Raw genomic sequence first — 2249 nt, 5'->3', positions numbered from 1 at the left:
TATATTATGTTTTCAAAAAAACAAAAATTAGTAACAGTGGTTACCACTCTGACGCTAGGATGTGGATTAGCTTTCGGATTAACTCCTACTTCGGCAGATTCTATAAGTAATCCTACTCCTATTAAGGAAGAACAAGTAAGAATACAGATACCTTTCACTGGATATGTTATTTCAGCAGATGATAATTATTTGGTTGTAGCTGACACTAATACAAAAGAGGAGGCACTTTCTTATCAAAATAATTGGTGGGAATTAGCTTCTCAGAATAAAATTTTACGTGTTCCTATTACTAGCAAAGATAACTATAGCGTAGGTGAAAAACTAAATATATTTTCTGTAGGATGGACTCACTCTATTCCACCAATCGCTGTTATGCCTGTTATCGAAAAAATAATTGAATAAATTATATATTTTTTACAAAAGAAGATAGCCATTACAAATGGCTATCTTCTTTTAAACTCATTTATTCTAAATTGGACTAAAGAATTTTTGTTTGTAACTATCTTTATAAATTTATGCTATAACAACGCTTGTGCACTTTTGTATTTACTGAACTATGGCTTGTTCTTCCTTCTTCATAGCTCTAATGGATTGAGCTACTTTAACCATCATAGAACATTCTATCCTCTTGCGGAAGATTTTACAGCTGAACTCATGTGTTCCCTTAAGGGAACCCGTTGCATGTATTGTATTAGCTGGGCAACCGCCGCTACAGTAAAGCTGTGCCCAACATTCCTGACATTCCGGTTTTGAATAGCAATTACTCTCCTTAAATTGAGACTGTATCTCTGTTTTTGTAATGCCATCCCAGATATTCCCCATACTATATTCTTCTTCCCCAACAAACTGATGACAAGGAAATATCTCCCCCCATGGGGTAATAGCAAGGTATTCAGTCCCAGAACCACAACCAGAAATTCTTTTTTGAACGCATGGACCTTCTGAAAGGTCAAGCATGTAATGATAGAAAGTAAAACCGCTTCCTTTTTCCTCACGGTTTAGCATTTCCTTCGAGAGAATTTCATATTGATTGTAAATTTCCAAAAGATCTTCTTCACCGAGCGCATATGGTTCTCTTGGATTACAGATAACTGGTTCCATTGATATCTTATTAAAACCTAGATCAGCCATGTGATAAATATCATTGGTAAAATCGACATTATTATGGGTATAGGTTCCACGTACATAATATTCTTTATCTCCACGCTTCTCAACAAATTCCTGAAACTTTGGAACAATATGATTGTAGCTACCCTTCCCATTGACAGTTTTACGTAGATAATCATGAACTTTTTTTCTTCCATCAAGGCTTAATACAACATTGTGCATTTCCTGATTCAAGAAGTCAGTAATTTCATCATTAAGCAGCATACCATTTGTAGTAAATGTAAAACGAAAAGTTTTTTTATACTCTTTTTCTTTATTTCTTGCATAGGCGACAATCTGTTTGACAGTCTTCCACGCCATGAGTGGCTCCCCACCAAAAAAATCAACATCGAGATTTCGATGATTACCTGAGTTTTCTAATAGAAAATCGATGGCTCTTTTTCCAACTTCATAACTCATGATGGCCCTATTTCCATTGTATTTTCCTTGGCTAGCAAAGCAGTATTCACACGACAGATTACATGTATGCGCGACATTAAGGCAAAGAGCCTTCACATAAGTGGGACGATTTATCAAATCAATTGAAAGGTCCTTATAATCATCATCGGTAAAAAGCTTCCCATCTCTTTTTAGTTCTTCAATATCTGCAATTGTTTCTCGAATTTCCTTCTCGGAAACGTGGAAATCATATTTATACTTTTCCTGCATCATTGACAGGATTTCTTCCATAGGAGTATTCTCATATAGCATAATTATTTCATAAGCAAGATCGTCAACAACATGTACCGACCCGCTATAAGTATCTAATACGATATTGTATCCATTTAATTTATATTGATGAATCATACTGGATAATCAAACTCCTTTTTCATAAAGATTGCCGCCCATATAAAATATAACTGCGTACAATACTACTTGTTTCTTATCTATTTATTGTATTTTCACACTTTTGATTTGCAACTCCACATGAAGTTTTACAAGCGGATTGACAAGATGTCTGACATGCACCACATCCACCATGTTTTATAGTATCTTGCAGTTTACAAGTGCTCAGTGTTATAATTCTTTTCATTATCTATAACCTCCTTTTGAAGTAATTTTGAAGAACTAAGGCATATCATTGTGAATTTATTCACAATGAT

The 2249-nt window shown here is 34.5% G+C and carries 3 protein-coding genes; 1 reads left to right on the top strand and 2 read right to left on the bottom strand.

Annotated features, from left to right (window positions below; translation table 11 throughout):
* Positions 1–6: 6 nt before the first annotated feature.
* Positions 7–402 carry a DUF3221 domain-containing protein gene (locus tag ACQGSG_RS28450; RefSeq protein ID WP_000491772.1) on the top strand — a complete coding sequence of 132 codons (396 nt, stop codon included), beginning with the start codon at positions 7–9 and terminating at the stop codon, positions 400–402.
* Positions 403–546: 144 nt separating this feature from the next.
* On the opposite strand, the gene scfB is transcribed toward ACQGSG_RS28450, so the two are convergent.
* Together scfB and scfA are read right to left on the bottom strand one after the other, a co-directional pair.
* Positions 547–1953, bottom strand: coding sequence for a thioether cross-link-forming SCIFF peptide maturase (scfB, locus tag ACQGSG_RS28445; RefSeq protein ID WP_426948655.1), 1407 nt, complete (start codon positions 1951–1953; stop codon positions 547–549).
* Positions 1954–2029: 76 nt separating this feature from the next.
* Positions 2030–2179 (bottom strand): six-cysteine ranthipeptide SCIFF, encoded by a 150-nt coding sequence (gene scfA, locus ACQGSG_RS28440; RefSeq protein WP_000821352.1) that lies wholly within the window; start codon positions 2177–2179, stop codon positions 2030–2032.
* Positions 2180–2249 lie beyond the last annotated feature (70 nt).

It is taken from the genome of Bacillus sp. GMa5/1 (assembly GCF_050172015.1).
GTDB classification, from domain to species: Bacteria; Bacillota; Bacilli; order Bacillales; family Bacillaceae_G; genus Bacillus_A; species Bacillus_A cereus.
Note: the sequence above shows the minus strand (reverse complement) of the source record. Positions and strands in the feature narration are given on the sequence as shown.

Bases quoted from the DNA above. Each gene is read 5' to 3' on its own strand.
- ACQGSG_RS28450 (WP_000491772.1), top strand. From the start codon at position 7: ATGTTTTCAAAAAAACAAAAATTAGTAACAGTGGTTACCACTCTGACG.
- scfB (WP_426948655.1), bottom strand. From the start codon at position 1,953: ATGATTCATCAATATAAATTAAATGGATACAATATCGTATTAGATACT.
- scfA (WP_000821352.1), bottom strand. From the start codon at position 2,179: ATGAAAAGAATTATAACACTGAGCACTTGTAAACTGCAAGATACTATA.